Raw genomic sequence first — 19,665 nt, 5'->3', positions numbered from 1 at the left:
TTAACTTTTCTAGCAGTCTACTATTTTATTAGGTAAAGTCAGGCACCTGTGTTATGTTTTTCACGTGGGCTTGGCTTGAGATATAAACCAAGTTCCTTTCGCTCTTTTGTTAAAGATCGATAAAGGGAAATCATCATTAATACAATAATTATAGAAAATGGGAATGCTGCCCCAATTAATGCATTTTGTAGTGCTTGTAATCCACCACTATATAATAGAATGATCGCCACAGTAGATTGCGCAATTCCCCAAGTTAGTTTTACTGAATTGGGTGGAGTAAGTGATCCGTATGTAGTTTGCATTCCTAGTACGAATGTTGCTGAGTCAGCAGAAGTGATAAAAAATGTGCAAACAAGTGTAATCGCTACTATGGAAAGAACCGTCGACATAGGGAATTCATTAAAAATCGCAAACAATACTTCCTCTGTAGCAAATTTCGTTAGATCAATATTCCCTGCATTTTGAACTTCAATTCCCGAAGTACCGAATACAGCAAACCATAAAAAGCTTACGAGGGTGGGGAGTAATAAAACGCCAATTAGAAATTCCCGAATGGTTCTACCTCTCGAAACACGGGCAATAAAGATACCGACGAATGGTGACCATGATATCCACCATGCCCAATAAAAAATGGTCCAATCATTAATCCAAGAGCGATGTTCTTCATTAAGAGGAGCAATTCGAAAACTCATTTGAACTATGTTTTGAATGTATCCCCCGAATGAATCAGTAAACATGTTTAATATTAGGATAGTGGGTCCTGCGATGAACATTAATACAAGTAACGCGATTGCTAAAAACATATTTGTGTTACTTAAAATTTTTATCCCTTTGCTAAGTCCAGACCATGCCGACATCATAAATAGGACGGTTACGATCGCAATAATGACAAATTGAATAACGAAATTATTTGGTATTCCAAATAAATAGGATAAACCACCATTAATCTGCGCTGCACCAAACCCTAGAGTTGTCGCAACTCCAATAACTGTGGCAAAAACAGCTAGTACATCTATAACAGTTCCAAGAGGGCCTTCCATTCTTTTCCCTAATACAGGTTTTAATGTAGCTGAAATTAGCCCTGGTTCTCCTTTGCGAAATTGAAAGTAGGCTAACGTTAGCGCAACAATCGCGTATATCGCCCATGCATGAATTCCCCAGTGGAAAAATGTGTACCTCATTGCCTCTTTATTAGCAGCGGGTGTTCCTCCCTCTGCAAGTGGTGGGTTTATAAAGTGGGAAAGTGGTTCAGCAGCCCCCCAAAATACAAGGCCAATCCCCATACCAGCACTAAATAACATCGCAAACCAAGAAACTTTTGAATACTCGGGTTTTTCATCAGGCTTTCCCAATTTTATCGCTCCGACAGGACTGAAAATGAGGAAAAAGCAAAATATAACAATTACTGTAACTAAAATTAAATAATACCATCCAAAGGATGTTGTAAGAAATGCCTGTAAATTACCTGTTGCCTCTTCAAAACTTTTTGGTGCCGTAACACCGAATACTACACATGCGAGTATAATCGCAACTGAAATCCAAAAAACGTTTGAAATTCTTCTCATCGAATGTTCCTTTCTCTATTAATTTCTTTTCCTACTAAAATTAAATACTCATTACTTTCCTAATTTCCCCTAATGATATCCCCTTTAAGTTAACAACTTCTCTATTTCTAATAAGAGTGAATTATGTAAGTACATGACGAAAAATGGAGTCTGAAAATGTGGCTTTATCCAGTGCGAAATTACTTTCGTTTGGTGGGAAAAAGGAGTACCTCTAATGGTAAATAATGATAGAAACCTTTTCCATAAAAGGTTGTACAGTCGACAAAATAAAGGCCGACTTTTTCATTTTAACATAAACAAATTATTTTATCCTATTTGTACAGATAACTGAGGTGCAAGTCACGCTGCGAATTTTGTAGTATTTTATTGAGATTAGAGTTGAAGTAGTAGGTAAATTCCTCTTAATCATCTAAAAGAGCCCAATTTTTCAATGTGAATTGGGCTCTGAACTATTTTGTTGAATGAGGATAATTATTCGTTAAGTGCATTAACCATAGGGAGATTAATGATGCACTAGAACTCTATAAGAGATGTGTAAGTAAGGCTCTCACCAACAAATCGCAGAAAAATCTTCTAATCAAAATTCTAATGGAAGCAAGGCTGAATTTTTCCTACGCTATTTCACTTTCACTGGAACTACTAATTCAACAACCGCGTCCATTGGGTTTCCGTTCAATAACATTTCAATGACATAGGTATCTTTATACTCAAGTTCAGGATGATTAGGTAAAATTTCTCCAAAAAATTGGCGAATTAATTGGTCGAATAATTTTCGACTTGGTGCTCCTTCAGCGCTAAGCACAACATAATCATTGGCTGGCTGGCAGCCATTAGTGTGCCAAATTTACCACTTTGTGCAAGCATCCCAAAATGAGCTGATTTTGTTCCGATACCTCATCAATCATGCCGAGAAGGATTCGACAAACTTAGAGGTCGTAGCAGGCACTTACATATATTATTTGTTTAAAACCAATTTTTCGATTGCATAGGCTACTCCATTTTCATTATTGGATAATGTTTGGAACTGAGCCACTTCTTTTACAACTGATTCGGCATTGCCCATTGCAACCCCGCAGCCAGCATACTCGATCATACTTACATCATTCTCGCCATCCCCGATACAAATGACTTCTTCCTGTTTAATAGAAAGTTTTTCTGCCAGTTGCTTTACTGCATTTCCTTTGCTGACACTTGGGTCAAGAAATTCTAAAAAGAACGGAGCACTTTTAACCAGGGCATATTTATCCCAAATTGATTCGGGTATATTCGCAATAATATGATTCAAGTGTTCCGGTTCATCAATAAACATGACTTTCGGAATAATCATGTCTGTTGGCACTTCAGCAATTGGCCGATAATGGAGAGGAATTTGATTGATATGCGCCTCATGTATGGTGTATCGGTTAATATCTCTATTTGGCGTATAAAGATTCTCCGTATCAAAGAAATGGAGCGGTGAATTTATTTTTAGGCTTAATTTGTATAATTCTTTTAAGTCTTCATATGTTAAGGTAATTTGAGATTCTACCTCATTGGTGTGAGTATTTTGCACAAGTGCTCCATTAAATGTAACGACATAGTCATCTTTATCATTTAATTTCAATTCTTCAATAATCGATTGGACACCGACGATTGGCCTCCCTGTACAGATAACAACCCTCACTCCTTTTGCTCTTGCAGCTTGAATAGCATCATTTACTTCTTTTGTGATTTCTTTTCGATCATTCATCAGGGTACCATCAATATCAATTGCCACTAATTTATACAAATCTCTTCCTCCTAATCATGTTGTGAGTAAAGCATATTACTATTAAAACCTGAAGGTCAATGATTAATCTCGGCAGGATCCAGGAAATTTATAATAATCGCCATTAATATATGATTATGAAAGCTTTCAAATGGATTACGCTTAGAATATTAACTTGGCCGAATCCCCAAACCAGCAAAAAGAGCACTAGAAAATGCCGGATTAGCCACAAAAGCTGCTCTCACCCAAGCAACCGATCAAGAACTTCTCCATCTGCACGGCTTCGGACCAAAAGCATTGAAAATCATAAGAGAAGCGCTTGAAACATAGGGAGGATTCTCTGGCCCCAAAAAATGGAGCAAGAGAATCCTCCCTATGATATTTGTGAAAAGCTATTTTTTTAAGGGAAGCTCAATGTTTTCTTTATTTAAAACCCCAATATTTTCAATATCCAAATTACCATTTGAATATCCCCTTGAAATCCCAGAGCCTTTAGATACAATCTCCTTCCCTGAAATTTTATCACCAGGTAACCAGCCAAAAGTCATGGTCTGTTCAGGAAAAAAATGATTGAAAAATAAATCTGGTTGTTTGGCCGATTCCACTTTTATGAATGAATTCATAATCTTTTCCCACTCAACTGGCAGTTTCATTACGCCATATGATTTCTCATGGAGGGAGACATTCTTCTCCATTTGTACTCTGGGATTGTAATTCTCAACCCCTTTTGTAACATGATAGCCCCTATCTCTAATTAAATATAAATAAAAAGTGCTTATTTGTTCTCCATGATGAATATTCCATACAAAGTAAAAAGTTGATGGGTCTTTTCTGTTAATCTTCCAAACCCTTGGTCCCCCGTTTGTATCAATATTTGCAACTCTCCATTTATGGTTTTTCCATACCCAATAACTTAGTCCATAATCATCTTCCTTAGATATAAAAGGAACGACTGCATGACGATCATCGACAGGAAGCGTTTTTTGAATAACAGCTACAGTCAGCTCTGAAGGAGTACTATTAATCTCTTTTACCAATTGTTCATTCGTTGGAAAGGGACTAGGTTTTGAAAAATAAAACCAATAAATAAATATGGATGACAGCACAACCATTACGCCTAAACTTATTAGAGCCCATAACCTTTTCTTCTTCACTCTTATTCGCCCCTCTCCAATATTGACTCTTCCGAGCGAAAATAAAGTTGTTTTTTCGGAGTTGATATTAATATTCCTTTTCCATCATCCTCAATATAAATAATTGTATTTAAACCACTTCCCCATTTAGGTGAAGCACCAATAAGTTGATATGGAAACCGTTCTTTTCTGTCAATCAATTCATGATTTTTATATGTATCATCGTACCACTGGTTACTATATATCTTTTCTTGACTCATGGAGGAAAGTTGCTTCAACAATTTTTCTTCTTTTAGTGTAGGATTCTTTGCTGATGGATGAATAGTAATAATAGAAGCGTTCTCAACAGTTGAGATATACGTTGATGGTTCGTTTTCACTATATATCATATGATATATTGGTATTGATACTAATGTTAAAAACAAGAAAACAAAATTCATCAAAAATCCTAACCAGGCAAATGTTCGGTACGTCTGCCACCTTCCAGCCTTTCCTTTACAAAAAAAATACAATATCCATACACCAAGAGGTAAAATGGGAATCCTGAACATCGTTTCATTCATATTCCAATTAATTGAAAAAGAAAAAAGGCCGACCAATATAGCCATTAGAATCTTCCATACTTTTGGTTTTACCATTTGTTTCTTATAAATTTGATAGGCAAAAAATCCAATCACACTCCATGCTAAAATTCCAGTGAATACTCCTATAGCATTTAAATCAAAATTTACTATCATCCAACCACCTTCATGTTCCTTTAATATCTTGTTATTTCAACGGAATCTTCACCACATCATCCAAATATTTTGTTGTGTTATATCCAAAAATCCTCAGTCTTATAGGGACTTTGTTATTGTTCAACCGCATATTTTGAACGGTAGTGAAATAACGGGGCTGCTCGATTTCTTCATAGGAGACAAGGGGTTGATTCATATCGTATTCAATCCATTTTTTATCAACAAGCACTGCATCAGAATTCATCTCCATCTCCATTTGAATAGGTTCATTCTCATCCACACCCACAATATCCAATTGAAGCGACTCATATGCGCGATTCTTAATTTCATGATTGCTTATGACAATATTGGTAGTCTGTCCATCTTCCAGCTTGTCGATGGAAATTGTGCTGCCTGCATATTCTACTTTTTGAGGATAGTCCTTAGAATCATCCAGTTCGATGGTTTTTGGATCCTCAATTGTTAAATAAACAGATGCTAATTGAACGTTAACCTCTTTTGGCTTTACTCCAATAAGCGGGTCAAAGTGCATTTGAAAAGTAATCCAATTCATGTCCTGTTGTGAATCTAAAAAAGAGTTGACATACTTATCAGCTTTCATTTTTTTATTGTTTACTTTTAGATTATCAAAATTGAGAACTTCTACCCGCTTCCCAGGCTGATCATTATTAATACCATATTGCAGAATCGTCCCTGTTGGAGCAATGATTAGTTTATCAAATCGAACTGGGATCCCCGCGACTTCGGTTTTTTCCTTCAATGCATATTCGGTCGAAGGCTGTTTTGTTACAGGGATTTCGAAGTTCCATTCCCCTGTTTCATATTCCGCGTTACCGTCAAACCCAAAAGCATTCGGGTTGGAGGAATCATGAATTAATTTCAGAAGCTTTGTGATCTTGAGTTTGATTGTCCCGTCATCCTTAGAAAGTGGCAGCAGACTAATCTTCCCATGATACACATTCTTTTCTTCGTTATTTATATCCGATTTAAGATCAGGAGGATAGAACCTTGGTTGTGTTTCACTATTCATGATTTTATATTCATTCTCAACCGAAACCCCATCGCCATAATTGATCATATATTGATTGTCTTTATTTGTATCTTCTATTTCATAAAAAACAAGCGTCTGAACCTCATCAGCAATAACACTCTTAATCTTAATCTTCACCCCATCGTTTTCCGCTTCCAGGTTCAGCCTTTCACCCAGGTCCTGTTGTAGATAAGTGCGCAATTCCTGATCATCTTCTGTCCAGGTATAATAGAGGTTGGTAAACGCTCCTGTCAAAAAACCTATTCCCATTACTATTGCAAATACACCTGCAAAAATAAGTCCCTTTCTTAAACGTTTCTTGTTCTTCAGTTGTCTCTGTCTTTCCTGTTCTGCCAGCCGATCTTTGATATTCTCCATGAAACCAGATGGCGTATGAAAATCTTCTATTTCTTTGGTGAGATTTAACATAACATCCTGGAATGCCGCCAAGTCCTCCTGACATTCCTGACAATGATAAATATGTTTTTCTAAATCAATCTTTCTTGACCGATCCAGTGTTCTTTCTAAATAATCGATATAATCCTTACGATATTCTTTACAGCCATTAAAAGATAAACCGTACCCCAATTTTTCTCTAAGTTTCTGGATTCCAGAAAACAAATTCTCATTCATCTTTTCCACTGAAACTTGGAGAAGATGGGACGCTTCCTCCCGAGAGATTCCTTTTACATATGTAAGAACAATCGCTTCTTTCTCGCCCACTTTCAACTGATCAAGCGCTTTGAATAACTCCTGACGTGGTTCACTTTCCTCTAAAACTTGTAAACTTCTACTATCAGAAAGCTCCCGGCAGGTATGTATGAAGATGGATGTCACCCACGTTTCGAATGAAGTTTCACTTTTAAATCGAGGCAACTCTTTGTGGACCTTTATAATAGAGCGGTAAAAAAGCTCTTCCATTTGCTGCTGATTCCTAAGATAGCAGCAACCAAGTGGATAGAACGATTGTTTATGCTGATCGAACCAATCGATAATAGATTCTAAGCCTTTTTCTCTAATTGTAGTGATTGAACTCGAATCTATTTTTGCTGGGATCATAGATGTGTTTCCCCCCCTTTGATCATTCTATTTATCTTCTTTTATCATTTAAACCTATTATAGCTCGATTAACATTTTTCTCCAATTCATTCTTTGTTTTTCAGTCATCAAGTAAAGATGGAACCGTACTTTTAGGAGATTATGCATCTTTTTGTCTCCTCTACTGAGTGACTGAACTCACTGACCATTCTGAGGGATAACCTTATAATGATTTTTGTCTATCTAACTATGAAAGTTTGTTAAAATATGGAAAATAAATATGTCCCCTCAAGATTTAATGCGATCTCGCATACAGATGACAATGGCGTTGTGCTATTTAATAGTTATACTGGTGCGATTACTTATTTTTCAAATCAAGAAAAACAAGTGGTCATATCTTCTTTAAAAAGAGCCGGCACAAATCTATTAGAGAACGAAATACAAAAGGATTTACATACTAATGGTTTTTTAGTTTCAAGTAGTGTAGATGAAAAGAGACGGGCACAATTTCTTCATCAATCGCTGCATCGAACCGATATCATGCATCTTGTGCTAATGCCTACCGAAGCGTGCAATTTCCGATGTACATATTGTTACGAAACGTTTGAACGTGGAAAAATGAAACAAAGCGTCATAAAAGGGCTAAAAGCATTTGTACAAGAAAAGGCAGCAAGTTTAACCGGCCTGCATATCAGTTGGTTTGGCGGTGAACCATTAACTTCATTAGATGCCCTCGAGGAACTTTCCGAGTCTTTTTTACAGGTGGCAAAGGAAAAGGAGATCCAATACACCTGTGACCTTGTCACAAATGGGTATTTATTAACAAAAGAAGTTTTTGAACGGTTGCTTTCATGGAATATTACCCAATTTATGATTACGATCGATGGAGTTGACGAAGTTCATGATCGTCGCAGACACTTAACCAGCGGCGGGAAAACCTTTGATACCATCATCGAGAATCTAATGGCGATTAAAGAGGTCTCAGGTTCATTTGATATCACGATTCGAACGAATTTTGACGAAGATAATTTACAAGAGGCTGCCGAGTTAACGACGTTCTTAAAAGATCATTTTGCGGATGATAAGCGGTTTGGAATTATGTACCGTCCAGTTGGACAATGGGGTGGCAAAAACGATGATGACATCCCTGTTTGCAGTCGCACAATGGCTAACCAAAAGATCTGGGAACTGACGGATGAAGCGATCACGCAAGGATTCAGGATGAGCTCGATGATAACTGATTCATTGATGCCAGCCGCATCGGTCTGCTACGCAGCAAAGCCACACTCATTAGTCGTCGGTTCGGATGGCCAATTATACAAGTGCACCCTCTCCATGAATGAAGAATTTAACAAAGTGGGGGAAATTCATGAAGACGGCCAACTCGAGCTTGACTATGATAAGGTTGCCATGTGGGTTACATCCGGTGAGGAAACAGATACGGGATGCCAATCCTGCTTCTATCGGCCAGCCTGCCAGGGTAATCACTGTCCGTTATACCGGATGAGAACGGGTGAAAGTCCGTGCCCTTATGAAAAGCGTAATATTAAAAAGGTTTTAAACTTAATCTGGAAAAATAGCATCTAGTAAATGTTGACTCACATGATCAATCGTGAAAGGTGGTGAGTTACATGCGTGTATTACGTCCAGCTACATCTCCAGTTAACAACCAAGTTACTGGAAAAATCATGAAGTCAGTTCCAGGCAATATAAAATAAGCACAGTAGAAGGCAACTCCCGTATCCGGGGGTTGCCTTCAAGCTTATAATCAGCTGTGAATATAGCTTTTTTCACTCATCTCTACGAAACTAGAGATAAATTCTACAAAAATCAGATGGAATTCCACATTAATTGGAAATATATTTCCAATTGCACAAGACTGCACCCCTAATCAGAACTAATTCTACGAAATATAAGAGCAATTCTACGAAATCGGGGTGGAATTCTACGAAATCGGGGTGGAATTCTACAAAATAATAGAATAATTCTACAAAAAATGGAAAATATTTTACAAATGATTCTTAGGATTCATGTGTTCACACGCCCAAGGCTATAAACAATTCCTCGATTCCGGCATACAACAAAGCAAAGATCAAATACCAGTAATATTTCAGATTCAAGACGGCAATCAGCAACGCGGTTGCACAAACGGAAAATTGTGAAAAAAGATTCCTGCGATCGAGTCATCCGATGGGGAGTGAGGAATCAGCATCGGGTGATAGGTATAAGCCTTTAAATACGACAAGATCACCATTTCAAAGCAAAATGCCATCCCACTGATAGTAAGATATAGAGCAAGGATGCGTTTTCGGTTTCTTACCATTGCGAAAATAACGACCAACTCTAGAATTGTCGTTAGTCCGAGCAGGATAAATCAAACGGTGTGACTCCAAAACGCGGTAGCCAACATTTTAGAACGCTCCTATTCCACCAAGCCAGTTTGACTATATCATGCCTCATCTTTAGTGAATTATTACCATTTACCTCATTTATTCTTCTCATCATCCTTCAGGTTCCAGACCGAACATGGAATAGTAAACGTTTAATAATCTACTAAGATATCGTTATATGGCTCTGAAACCACAAAAATGACAATTGTCACCCAAAACGATTGACATTTCTTACTTAGAAAACCTTTTCCGTACACTTACAATAAGATTAACAAATCAGGAGGTGTTGGATGATGAGCGAGGTTTTACGTTTGGAAAATGTAACAAAATCATTTAAACATAAGATAGCGGTCAATCAAGTAAGTTTTTCAATTAAGAAAGGTGAGGTGACAGCCATTCTTGGCCCTAATGGCGCCGGTAAGACGACAACCATTTCCATGATTTTGGGGCTGTTAAAACCGACGACCGGTGACATTACACTATTCAATAGCCAACCACAAGAACTGCATGTTCGCCAAAGGATCCGCACCATGCTGCAGCAGGTCAGTGTGATGCCCGGGCTGAACGTAAACGAAATTCTCATGCTGATAAGGAGTTATTATCTCGAGCCTTTACCACTAACGGATCTTATCCATTTAACCGGTCTCACAGAGCAGGATTTAAAAACCAGGACGGAAAAATTGTCCGGCGGCCAAAAGCGCCGCTTGAACTTTGCTTTAGCACTTGCCGGAAACCCGGAGTTAATGATCTTTGATGAACCAACCGTTGGAATGGATATTACCTCCAGACATCATTTTTGGCAAACGATAAACACGTTTGCCAATCAAGGAAAGACGATCATTTTTTCCACTCACTATTTGCAAGAAGCGAATGATAATGCCCAGCGAATCTTGCTTTTTAAAGATGGCAGCATCGTTGCCGATAGCACGCCCCAGCAGATTAAATCGAGAATTTCAAAGAAGGCTGTATCCTTTTTAACGGATCCCGACACGTCACTGGAAATCCTCTATCAGCATCCTGAAATAGAGAAGATTTTCCGAAAAAACAATCGGGTTTACATCTACTCAGATCATACAGACAGAATACTGGAGCTGCTTTTTCAAACAAAAATCGGTGCGCATGATATTCAAATTGAAAGTGGAAATCTGGAAGAAGCGTTTAGCCAGCTAACCGGTGAAAATAAGGAGGTAATCTAAAATGAACGCATTTCGAATGCAATGTAAAATGGAAATCAAAAGAGTGCTCCGAAACCGATATTTCGTTTTTTGGTCATTGATGATGCCGATCCTCTTCTATTACATTTTTACCAAGGTGGTTAACACCGATAACTTGGATCCTGCAACGTGGAAGGCCCACTACCTAATGTCGATGACCGCCTTTAGTGTGATGGGCTCGTCCATTATGACCCTCGGGATCCGCATGGTGCAGGAACGTACCCAAGGATGGTCAACGTTTATCCGGCTTACTCCCCTTCCCGATCCTATTTATTTTTCAGCCCAGATGGTTGGCCAAAGCATCATTCATATCCTTTCCATCACGATTATTTTTCTAGCAGGAGCCATCATCAATAAGATCTCACTGACTCCGCTGGAATGGTTCCTGAGTGGTTTGTGGCTTTTGCTGGGATCGCTCCCGTTTCTTTCAATTGGAACGTTAATAGGACTAATGAAAAAAGTAGAAACAGCGGCTGGAGTCAGCAATGTCCTTTATATGGTGCTGGCAGTCTGCGGCGGGATGTGGATGCCCCTTGAGATTATGCCAAAAACCATGCAAAGCATCGGCCATTGGCTGCCATCCTATCATTTTGGCAGCGGTGCATGGGAAATTGTTCAAGGCGGGATGCCCAGCTGGAAAAATATTGTTATATTATTCGCTTATTTAGTCGTGCTCATGATACTATCAAAATATATTAGAAGAAAACAAGAAGCGGTGTGATCAAGCAATGAAAAAGTCATTCAGCCTGTTTCCCAGCCGATTTGGCTTCTTTCCCTATATGTTTTTAATCTATATCCTCTTTCCTGTTTATTATTTGACAAAGGAAACCGGGATGAAACAGCTTATCGGCTATGGAATGGTGCTGCTATTCTTCATTACGTACCGCCAGCTTTATTTTACGGCAGGAAAAAAATCATTCACTTATTGGTTAGCTTTACAGCTTTCCATCATTTTCATTTATAGTATGTTCTACCATTTAAACTACATCTTTTTAGGATTTTTTCCTGGAAACTTTATCGGCTATTATCGTGAAAAGCCAAAATTCTACCGAGGACTTGCGGCCCTTGGTTTGGTTCTTTTGACCCCATTTATTTATCATATTATCAAAATGAACAGCATGCTTTCCCCGGGGAAACTGTTATATTTTGTCCCTTTTCTTATTATCATGCTCATATCGCCTTTTGGTATCCGCTCCATGAATTGGAGAATGGAGCTCGAACAAAAGCTCGACCAGGCAAATCAGCATATCGCTGAATTAGTAAAGCGTGAAGAACGTGTGCGGATTGCCCGCGACCTTCATGACAAACTGGGCCATACTCTTTCCCTTCTCACATTAAAAAGCCAATTAGTTCAGCGTTTAGTCTCTATTGATTCAGAACGCGCCCAGCAGGAGGCAAGGGAAATAGAAGTAACATCCAGAGCAGCCCTAAAACAGGTTCGGGAACTTGTTTCCGATATGCGTACAAACACCATTGAAGAGGAACTCATTCAAATACGGCAGCTATTGAGAGCTGCGGCAATAACTTACCAATACGGTGGTGAAGTTGATTTTTCAAAGATCCCACCACTAACGCAAAATATTGTAAGTATGTGTATTCGTGAAGCCGCAACGAATATCGTCAAACATAGCAGGGCAACACATTGTACCATTTCAATCTCACAATCTACTGAAAAAATCAACATAGTGATTCAGGATAACGGGATGGGTTTCGATAAGAGCAAGCAGTTTGGGAATGGCTTGCAGGGGATGAAAGAAAGATTGCGGTTAATCAACGGAGAACTCAAACTTTCCACCCATTACGGGACTGTTTTGGAATTGGCCATTCCCATTATTAAGAAAGAGTGATGGAAGGAGTCTATCTCATGATTCGAATATATATTGCAGAGGATCAACGGATGCTGTTAAGTGCATTGGGCTCCTTACTTGATATGGAGGAGGATATGGAGGTTATTGGTCAAGCGGTGAATGGTGAGAAGGCGCTCTCTGATATTCTCAAGCTTAAACCCGATGTTTGCTTAATGGATATTGAAATGCCGATCTTAAGTGGTTTAGATGTAGCGGAGGAGCTAACCCAAAGAGACTCCTTCACCAAGGTGATCATTTTGACCACCTTCGCCCGCCCCGGATATTTTGAAAGAGCGATTAAAAGCTGTGTACACGGCTATCTGCTGAAGGATGGCGAGATTAGTGAACTCACAGATGCCATTCGCAAATGCATGGCAGGAAAACGAATATTTAGTCCGGAACTTACCTTTGATGTCATCCGCGAGGAAAATCCGCTTACCGAAAGAGAGCAGGAAATCCTGCGACTCGCCGCATTAGGAAAAACGACCAAGGAAATTACCGAAGCACTTTTCTTATCATCCGGTACAGTTCGTAACTATATCTCTGAAATGATCCATAAACTAGGGGCAAAGAATCGTACAGAAGCAGCAAGTATCGCTGAAAAAAAAGGGTGGATTTAACGTGAATAACTAATCCATAAAAAATATAGGGGCGGTTCTTGTGCTCCTTTGCAGAATAACACGAGAATCGTCCCCATAGTACGCCCCATACGAAATGGCTTCTCGATGGAGAGGAGGCCGAATATGGGGTGGATATTGTATGTAAAACCTCCTCTACTATGGCTTTATTATTATTAATGATATTATCGAACTTTTAGAATATGTTTTGGACAAGGTCAGTTTTCTTATGGAGTTTTACGAGGACGAAGCATCAGGCTCACCGCCAGTGTCATTTACTAATTTATTCTTTGTTTATTCTTCCCCCTAATAATAATCTCGTAAGGGTCCCCATTAATCTTATTTTGAATTTCCTCAGAATTTAGGAATTCGTTGATTGTCTCTTCTATTTTACCAACCTTCTCATTTGCATCTTTATCAGAAGCCTTTATTGATGTTTTTATAATGATTTGCAATGGTGCTGGATGAAAGGAATAAGCGAATCCAGTTACTTTGTATTCTTTTTTTGCCGTTAATCCTTCAAAAATCGCGTCAAATATTTCATTCCATTTAGCTTCTTTCTCTCTTTGAGCAAGGTCTATTTTATGGATCTTAATAGAGTATGAGTCAATATTTTTTGCTTTCAAGCTCTCATTTACGATTTTCTTTATTTCCTCTATCCTTGCCTCAGTGTTAGGAATATCTATGTTGATGATCACTTTATCTGAATTAGGAGAAAGATGTTGATACCCGCTAGAAAGCACATTAAATTGCAATTTAATCAAATTGTCATAACTTATTTCTACTGCTTCGCTGATTGCTTGATCACGATCAGAAGTCGCGGGCACTGGTCGATCGATTTGTCTTTCTACTTTTATTTTATAGCCATCATAGTCATTCGCCTTTAATAGATTGGCGGCTATTTCCTTCACTTCTTCATGAACATCTTGAAAATACTGTTCCGATCCATCTATGGATATAAAAATATAACGGCCATTTCCACCTAGTCCGGCTATTTTATAACCTTTCTCTTTCAATTCTCTCAATATAGTACGATTTATAGGCTCTGAATGAAATATTTTACTTAAATAAGGAATTTTTGATACCACCTCTGCCATTACAGGAGAAATAAAAGCTGAGCCAATAAATAAACCACATAATATAATCAAAGCGATACCAGAATACGTTAGTTTTCGAATTACATTTCCTCTTTTTCTACGATTTGACAGGATGAGGTGCTTATTTTTCTCTTTGGATTCCAATTTTTCAATATCAGTTATAATTCGGTTTTTCAATTCTTGCTTTTGTTTTGTCCTCCACAGAAAATCAGAATCTAGCTTTTTTAAGGGAGTATCGAATTCAGTATCATCGTATTGCTTCGTCACTTATATGTCCCTCCTTTACTAATTGTTTTTTCAATGCGGGGATGGCTCTAAAAAGACTTGATTTAACTTTACTCTCAGACCAGCCTAATATCTTTGAGGTATCCTCTATAGAAAAGCCCTTGATTTTCCTTAAAATGATTACCTTTCTATATGTATCTTTGAGTTCTCCTAATGCCTGATAAAGCTCATATGATTCTTCTTTTATCCGAAAGATTTCCTCTGGCAATGGAAAATTATCCCTTTGAAAATGAAACATTTCTTTAAGAAATATAGCCGGTTTTCGCTTCCTTAAAAAATCAACTGTAAGATTGTGAGCAATACTAAAGAGCCATGTTTTTTCACTGGAATGATGTTTAAATGAATCATAATATAAATACGCCTTTACAAAGGTATCGTGGGTTAAATCTTCCGCTTGTTGATAATCCTTAACCATCAATAAAATAAAACCTAATATTGATTTACTATGATGATCATACCAATCTGCAATTTCTTCTTTTCTATGCTCTAACAAATTTCCAGCCCTCCCTTTCTTGAATGTTCAATGCTTAGACGTAATAGCTAACTAAAAGTTGTGTTTTTCCGAAACTTTTTTATAAGATACCTCTTCCAAACGTATAAAACAAAAATTGACTGGAATGAGTCCGGTTCAATACCGCATCCATTCCAGCCAATTTACTGATTACTATAACCTTTTAAGGGTTACACCATTCTGCTGTCCCGCCCCATCAACATTCTTTCTCAAAGTTATCGAGTAATGCACGCACTTCCTTTGTTGATTTCGTATTCATCAATTGATTTCTTAATTCACCAGCTCCACGGAATCCTTTGACATATATCTTAAAAAAGCGATGAAGTGCTGTGAATGGACGTGGCTCTAATTCTGAATATTGATCATGGAGATCCAGATGCAATCTTAAGAGATCAAGTAACTCCTCACTGCTATGATCTGTCGGTTCTTTTTCAAAGGCAAATGGATTTTTAAAAATACCACGCCCAATCATAATCCCATCCACACCATATTGTTCAGCGAGCTTCAAGCCGGTCTGACGGTCAGGAATATCCCCATTGATCGTCAAAAGTGTATCTGGTGCTATCCGGTCACGAAGTTTCTTGATCTCAGGAATCATCTCCCAATGAGCATCTACCTGGCTCATTTCGTTTCTTGTACGCAGATGAATCGAAAGATTAGCAATGTCTTGTTTCAATATATGGGTTAGCCAGTCCTGCCACTCGTCTAACTCCGTGTAACCAAGCCTTGTCTTCACACTTACAGGCAGTCCTCCCGCCTTTGCTGCTTGTATGAGATCTGCAGCGACTTCTGGACGAAGGATAAGGCCGCTTCCCTTCCCTTTGGATGCCACATTAGGTACAGGACAGCCCATATTAATATCAATACCCCTAAATCCCATTTCCGCCATACCAATACTCATTTGTCGAAAAAATTCGGGCTTATCCCCCCATATATGTGCCACCATTGGCTGTTCATCTTCTGTAAAAGTCAAACGCCCACGCACACTCTGCTTGCCCTCTGGGTGACAGTAACTGTCCGAATTTGTAAACTCCGTAAAAAACACATCAGGCCTTGCTGCTTTACTGACTACATGGCGAAAAATAACATGCGTGACATCCTCCATTGGTGCAAGTACAAAAAATGGCCGTGGTAAATCACGCCAAAAATTATCTATCATGTTCAAACTCAAATCCTCTCATTATAATACAGCGTCAAACACTCGTCCCAAAATTATAAGGCCAAAAATAATTTTTCCCTACTATTTAGTTTACCCATTGTAAATCTGTTTGAGTTGAGATTCAAATTCGTCATATGAAATATTACCTAACGACAAATCCATAATTTTCATATATACCTTTTCTGCCTGAGAATGTTCTCTAGTATGAATAAGATTTATCAACTCATTTTCATTAATTAGCGGATTCATTACATGTTGCTTAGTAGAAAAGGCTTCAAAATATCGCAAACCAAATTTTCTTTGAGAAATAGCATCAATATGAATACAATCAGGATTAGCTGTTAAACCTTCGGCTGTGACAAAGTAACAATTGTCTTGTTCTAAAGCAAATTTTTGCAACTCTTGATTAATTAAGTTATATTCCGTACAGTTTTTCCCGAATCCTTCTTTGCCTAGAAAATCCCCTAACCCCCCCATGATGAGAGGAATATCTGGAGCATTCAATTCCTTTCTAAGAGCCTCCATAATTGAAAGTAATTTTTGGTAATAGACTTTATAGTTACCATTCATACTATCACTTTCGCCTTGATGCCATAGAACTCCTGTTAATTCACTGTTCTGCATAGCAAATTTCGCTTCAGTTACTGCATGTCTAAAAAGCGTTTGCTCTACGGCCCATTCATCCAATGTGCTTCCACCTTCCGCACAAGGAATCAAGCCAATCATATCTTCTTGATTTTGACGACACCATGCATCTGCAAATGAACCAGCCAGACTTATTCCTGCAACAGGACGGTCATAATTGATCGGTTCCGTCATCATTTGCCATCTGCCATTACGCAACATTTGGATTCTTTCATTATAAATCGGGGCTACTTCATCGATAAACCCTCGTCCCGCCATATTAGACTGTCCTAACATTAAAAACGATTTAATCATTTTTTTCATCCTTTTTTATTTACAATTTAAATAGAGATGTTTGAAGTTCTCAATAAATGTTAAGTAGATACTTATTTAATTCATTACCATTATAGTTACATTTGTTATCAACATCTGACCAATTCCTTAAAAGACCCTGAAATCGGAAAAGTAATTTTCCACAAAATCAGGGTCAGCATTGGACGTGTTTATTATTGGGTTACAATTTCTGTATAACCAAAATAAATCCTGGTCTATGATTGGATTAATGCCCGAGTAAACTATTGAAAACAACAATTACAGCAATGGTTTAGTAAGATTTAACCCTCATAAAACGATTGAATTTTTATTGATTATCAATTAAATTGTACCAGAAAAAATCCCGGATTCCTATTGAGGAAAAACTGGGATTTTATTGAATCAGAATCGAAAATCAGAAATGTTTATGTTAACAAAAATCTGCCCTGAATCAGAAATTTCAATTATAGTTCGGAAGTGTTTATTTTTGTTTTACAATTTCAAACTTAGTCGTGCCACGCACTCCACGTGGCTTGGATGGTGATGGCAGATTCATAAGATGTAGTAGTGCTTACCTTAACCTAATTTTTTCGTACTTCCATATTTTCAAAATCTCTGATTACTTTATTTGCAAAAAAAATCGCTGCCAATAATTACATTTTGCACAAGAAATAACTTCAAGTAGAAAAACTAGTCTAAATCTAGTAAGATATCCACATGTGACATTAGATAAGGGGTTAAAAACATGAGCGTATTAAACGTAAAAAATTTAAGTCACGGTTTCGGTGATCGTGCGATTTTTAATGATGTGTCTTTTCGACTTTTAAAAGGAGAGCACGTTGGATTAGTTGGAGCAAATGGTGAGGGTAAGTCTACTTTCATGAATATCGTTACCGGGAAGTTGCAACCCGATGAGGGAAAAGTGGAGTGGGCACGAAAAGTTCGTGTTGGTTATTTAGATCAGCATGCTGTACTTCAAAAAGGCACTACGATGCGTGACGCTTTGAGTACTGCTTTTCAATATCTTTTTGATGCTGAAGCAGAAATCAATGAACTTTATGCAAAAATGGGTGATGAAGGTGCTGATATCGATGCCCTGCTTGCTGAAGTTGGAGAGCTACAAGAAACGTTAGATAGTAACAATTTCTATCAAATTAATTCTAAAGTTGAGGAAGTTGCTCGGGGTCTAGGATTAGACGATGTTGGGCTCGACCGAGATGTAGATGATCTTAGTGGTGGGCAACGTACGAAAGTTTTGCTTGCTAAGCTTTTGCTTGAAAAACCTGAAATCCTATTACTGGACGAGCCAACGAACTATTTGGATGAACAACATATCGAATGGTTGAAGCGCTATTTGCAGGAATATGAGAATGCATTTATCTTGATTTCGCATGATATTCCATTCTTGAACAATGTGGTTAACTTGATCTATCACATGGAAAACCAAGAGTTGAATCGCTATGTGGGTGACTATGATAACTTCTTAAAAATTCATGAAATGAAGAAGCAGCAGCTAGAGTCTGCTTACAAGCGTCAACAACAAGAAATTGCTGACTTGAAAGATTTTGTTGCCCGTAACAAGGCAAGTGTTGCGACTCGTAATATGGCGATGTCTCGTCAGAAGAAGCTCGACAAAATGGAAGTTATTGAATTGGGCAAAGAGAAGCCAAAACCAGAGTTTAATTTCAAAGAAGCTCGTGCAGCCAGCCGTTATATTTTCACGGCAGAAGATCTTGTTATTGGTTACAATGAACCACTTTCCCGCCCTCTGAATTTGAAAATGGAACGCGGGCAAAAAATTGCATTCGTGGGTGCAAACGGTATTGGTAAGTCTACTCTTTTAAAAAGCATTCTTGGGTTGATTGATCCGCTGGAGGGTAAAGTGGAACGTGGTGAGTATCAACACATCGGTTACTTCGAGCAGGAAGTGAAACAGTCTAACTACAACACTTGTATTGAAGAGATTTGGAGCGAGTTTCCAAGTATGAATCAGGCTGAAGTCCGTGCTGCTCTTGCAAAATGTGGCCTAACAACGAAACATATTGAAAGTAAAATCGAAGTCCTTTCTGGTGGAGAAAAAGCCAAAGTTCGATTGTGTAAAATTTTAAACACAGAAACGAATTTATTAATTCTAGACGAACCTACCAATCACTTGGATGTGGACGCAAAAGAAGAATTAAAGCGTGCTTTAAAAGCATATCGTGGAAGTATCTTGATGGTATCCCACGAACCTGATTTCTATCGTGAAATTGCGACCGATATTTGGAATTGTGAGGATTGGACTACGAAAGTGTTTTAAATAAAGATTAAGGGGTACCCAATGAATAAACTTTCACTTTGGTACCCCTTTTTATAAATC

The 19,665-nt window shown here is 38.1% G+C and carries 16 protein-coding genes; 6 read left to right on the top strand and 10 right to left on the bottom strand.

The genetic code is table 11. The features are described 5' to 3' along the window. Positions 1–38: 38 nt before the first annotated feature. The 6 genes from TY15_RS12215 to TY15_RS12190 all read right to left on the bottom strand — a co-directional run bounded on the left by TY15_RS12215 (position 39) and on the right by TY15_RS12190 (position 7,271). Positions 39–1,565 carry a glycine betaine uptake BCCT transporter gene (locus TY15_RS12215; RefSeq protein ID WP_040205314.1) on the bottom strand — a complete coding sequence of 509 codons (1,527 nt, stop codon included), beginning with the start codon at positions 1,563–1,565 and terminating at the stop codon, positions 39–41. 616 nt (positions 1,566–2,181) lie between these two features. Then, positions 2,182–2,367, bottom strand: a complete 186-nt coding sequence (locus TY15_RS12210; protein WP_052353768.1) for a hypothetical protein — start codon at positions 2,365–2,367, stop codon at positions 2,182–2,184. A gap of 153 nt (positions 2,368–2,520) precedes the next feature. After that, positions 2,521–3,333 carry a sugar-phosphatase gene (gene yidA / locus TY15_RS12205; RefSeq protein ID WP_040205315.1) on the bottom strand — a complete coding sequence of 271 codons (813 nt, stop codon included), beginning with the start codon at positions 3,331–3,333 and terminating at the stop codon, positions 2,521–2,523. A gap of 371 nt (positions 3,334–3,704) precedes the next feature. Beyond that, positions 3,705–4,466, bottom strand: a complete 762-nt coding sequence (locus tag TY15_RS12200) for a hypothetical protein (protein WP_040205317.1) — start codon at positions 4,464–4,466, stop codon at positions 3,705–3,707. Positions 4,467–4,468: 2 nt separating this feature from the next. After that, positions 4,469–5,182, bottom strand: a complete 714-nt coding sequence (locus tag TY15_RS12195) for a hypothetical protein (RefSeq protein WP_040205318.1) — start codon at positions 5,180–5,182, stop codon at positions 4,469–4,471. A 31-nt stretch (positions 5,183–5,213) separates the two neighbouring features. Beyond that, entirely contained in the window at positions 5,214–7,271 is a 2,058-nt protein-coding gene (locus TY15_RS12190) for a DUF4179 domain-containing protein (protein ID WP_040205319.1), read from the bottom strand. A gap of 246 nt (positions 7,272–7,517) precedes the next feature. Here TY15_RS12190 and TY15_RS12185 point away from each other — a divergent pair, with 246 nt between their 5' ends. The 5 genes from TY15_RS12185 (at position 7,518) to TY15_RS12165 (ending at position 13,321) form a co-directional block, all read left to right on the top strand. Beyond that, positions 7,518–8,837, top strand: a complete 1,320-nt coding sequence (locus TY15_RS12185; RefSeq protein ID WP_040205321.1) for a radical SAM/SPASM domain-containing protein — start codon at positions 7,518–7,520, stop codon at positions 8,835–8,837. Positions 8,838–9,933: 1,096 nt separating this feature from the next. Beyond that, a complete protein-coding gene (locus TY15_RS12180) occupies positions 9,934–10,836 on the top strand; it encodes an ABC transporter ATP-binding protein (RefSeq protein WP_040205487.1) in 903 nt (300 codons plus the stop codon). Position 10,837: 1 nt separating this feature from the next. After that, positions 10,838–11,575, top strand: coding sequence for an ABC transporter permease (locus tag TY15_RS12175; protein ID WP_040205323.1), 738 nt, complete (start codon positions 10,838–10,840; stop codon positions 11,573–11,575). 7 nt (positions 11,576–11,582) lie between these two features. Continuing rightward, positions 11,583–12,701, top strand: a complete 1,119-nt coding sequence (locus tag TY15_RS12170; protein ID WP_040205324.1) for a sensor histidine kinase — start codon at positions 11,583–11,585, stop codon at positions 12,699–12,701. Positions 12,702–12,718: 17 nt separating this feature from the next. Continuing rightward, positions 12,719–13,321 carry a response regulator transcription factor gene (locus TY15_RS12165; RefSeq protein ID WP_040205326.1) on the top strand — a complete coding sequence of 201 codons (603 nt, stop codon included), beginning with the start codon at positions 12,719–12,721 and terminating at the stop codon, positions 13,319–13,321. A 275-nt stretch (positions 13,322–13,596) separates the two neighbouring features. Here TY15_RS12165 and TY15_RS12160 read toward each other — a convergent pair whose 3' ends face one another. The 4 genes from TY15_RS12160 to TY15_RS12145 all read right to left on the bottom strand — a co-directional run bounded on the left by TY15_RS12160 (position 13,597) and on the right by TY15_RS12145 (position 17,309). Beyond that, positions 13,597–14,592 (bottom strand): DUF4030 domain-containing protein, encoded by a 996-nt coding sequence (locus TY15_RS12160; RefSeq protein WP_142305364.1) that lies wholly within the window; start codon positions 14,590–14,592, stop codon positions 13,597–13,599. 70 nt (positions 14,593–14,662) lie between these two features. Beyond that, positions 14,663–15,193, bottom strand: a complete 531-nt coding sequence (locus TY15_RS12155; RefSeq protein ID WP_040205328.1) for an RNA polymerase sigma factor — start codon at positions 15,191–15,193, stop codon at positions 14,663–14,665. 214 nt (positions 15,194–15,407) lie between these two features. Beyond that, a complete protein-coding gene (locus TY15_RS12150) occupies positions 15,408–16,370 on the bottom strand; it encodes a tRNA dihydrouridine synthase (RefSeq protein ID WP_074432807.1) in 963 nt (320 codons plus the stop codon). A gap of 90 nt (positions 16,371–16,460) precedes the next feature. Next, positions 16,461–17,309, bottom strand: a complete 849-nt coding sequence (locus tag TY15_RS12145; protein ID WP_040205329.1) for a sialate O-acetylesterase — start codon at positions 17,307–17,309, stop codon at positions 16,461–16,463. A 742-nt stretch (positions 17,310–18,051) separates the two neighbouring features. Between TY15_RS12145 and TY15_RS12140 the strand changes: the two genes are divergently transcribed. Beyond that, the gene (locus tag TY15_RS12140; protein WP_040205330.1) at positions 18,052–19,605 is read left to right on the top strand and encodes an ABC-F family ATP-binding cassette domain-containing protein; all 1,554 of its coding nucleotides are present in this window, start codon (positions 18,052–18,054) and stop codon (positions 19,603–19,605) included. The last annotated feature ends 60 nt before the right edge of the window (positions 19,606–19,665 follow it).

Source organism: Neobacillus jeddahensis (genome assembly GCF_000612625.1).
GTDB lineage: Bacteria > Bacillota > Bacilli > Bacillales > Cytobacillaceae > Neobacillus > Neobacillus jeddahensis.
Note: the sequence above shows the minus strand (reverse complement) of the source record. Positions and strands in the feature narration are given on the sequence as shown.